This is a genomic window from Mesorhizobium sp. P5_C1 (assembly GCF_054049815.1).
Genome location: NZ_JBFULQ010000813.1, coordinates 1 through 1,852, shown reverse-complemented (window position 1 = coordinate 1,852; position 1,852 = coordinate 1). Strand labels below are relative to the sequence as shown.

At 63.3% G+C, this 1,852-nt stretch carries 2 protein-coding genes; both read left to right on the top strand.

Features of this window, described 5'->3' with window-relative positions; genetic code table 11:
* On the top strand, positions 1-1,168 hold a 1,168-nt coding region (locus tag ACXJ7R_RS31570; RefSeq protein WP_457155231.1), incomplete at its 5' end, for a M16 family metallopeptidase.
* Between the two features lie 15 nt (positions 1,169-1,183).
* Positions 1,184-1,780 (top strand): GNAT family N-acetyltransferase, encoded by a 597-nt coding sequence (locus tag ACXJ7R_RS31565; RefSeq protein ID WP_457155230.1) that lies wholly within the window; start codon positions 1,184-1,186, stop codon positions 1,778-1,780.
* Positions 1,781-1,852: the final 72 nt, after the last annotated feature.

Sequence of the window (1,852 nt, the reverse complement as noted above, 5' to 3'; positions counted from 1 at the left end):
GCATGGCATGGCCCATCTGCTCGAGCACATGGCGTTCAAGGGCACGAAAAGGCGAAGCGCCTTCGAAATCGCCTCGGAGATCGAGGACGTCGGCGGCGAGATCAACGCCGCCACCAGCGTCGAGACCACCTCCTACTATGCCAGGGTGCTCTCCGACGACGTTCCGCTGGCCGTCGACATTCTTGCCGACATCCTGCAGGAGTCCGAGTTCGACCCGCAGGAGCTCGAACGCGAGCAGCATGTGATCCTGCAGGAGATCGGCGCCGCACACGACACGCCCGACGACATCGTCTTCGACCGTTTCACCGAGACAGCCTTCCGCCACCAGACGATCGGCCGCTCGATCCTGGGCACGCCGGAAACCGTCAAATCCTTCACCTCGAAGCAGTTGCACGATTTCATCGAGCGGCAATACGGCGCCGAGCGCATGGTGATCGTCGCTGCCGGCGACATCAAGCACGACAATTTCGTGCGCGAGGTTGAAAAGCAACTCGGCGGCTTCCGCAGCAAGGCCGACAGCACCATCCCGCAATATGCGCAATATGTCGGCGGCGACTTCCGCGAGGACCGCGACCTGATGGACGCGCAGATTGTGCTGGGCTTCGAGGGCCGCGCCTATCATGTGCGCGACTTCTATGCCTCGCAGGTGCTGTCGATGATCCTCGGCGGCGGCATGTCGTCGCGTCTTTTCCAGGAAGTCCGCGAAAAGCGCGGCCTGTGCTATTCGGTCTATGCCTTCCACTGGGGCTTTTCCGACACCGGCGTCTTCGGTGTCCATGCCGCGACTGGCCAGAGCGATATCGCCGAACTGGTGCCGGTCATCATCGACGAACTGCAGAAGGCCGGCGAGAAGATCCTGCAGGAAGAGCTCGACCGGGCGCGCGCCCAATATCGCGCCGGGCTGATCATGTCCGCCGAAAGCCCGGCCAGCCGCGCCTCGCAGATCGCGCGGCAGCTGCTTCTGTTCGGCCGGCCGATCGCCAAGGAAGAACTGATGGAACGGCTGTCGGCGCTCACGATCGAGCGACTGACCGACCTGTCGTCGCGGCTGTTCTCGACCAAGCCGACGCTTACAGCTGTCGGGCCTGTGGGTACGCTGGCGCCATACGAGGCGATCCTCGATTCGCTTGCGGGCACGCAGACCGCGACCCGCAAGCTCGCCGTCTAAGCCCCTCAAAGCGTCGTGTTCGCGCTCCCTTTCTTTCGCCGTGACCTGCCGGCGCTGAAGGGTGACTACGTCATGCTGCGCGTGCCCTTCACGAATGACTATCGCGAATGGGCGGCGGTGCGTGGCGAAAGCCGTGCCTTTCTCGAGCCATGGGAGCCACGCTGGACTCCCGACGAACTCGACCGCACTGCCTGGCGGCTGCGCATCAGCCGCTACCGCGAAGACTATGCGCAGGGAACCGCGATCGCCTTCTTCATCTTCGAAAAGAGCAGCGGCAAGCTGGCGGGCGGCATCACGCTCGGCAACATACGCCATGGCGTCTCGCAAAGCGGCCATGTCGGCTATTGGATCGGCGAGCGCTTTGGCGGTCGTGGCCTGATGACCGACGCGGTCAAGGTGGTGACGCGCTTCGCCTTCGATACGCTGAGGTTGCACCGGATCGAAGCGGCCTGTATTCCCGACAACGCCCGGTCGATCCGCGTGCTTGAAAAAGCCGGATTCCGGCGCGAAGGACTTCTGCGATCCTATCTCAGGATCAACGGCATCTGGCAGGACCACTACCTCTACGCCCGGATCTCGGACGATCCGCCGGGCGCTGGAACGAAGGACTGATCTTGACGAATTTCCTGCGAAACGGGCCGCTGTTCGCCTTTGTCCTCGCGACAATCCTGACGCTGTGCGCGG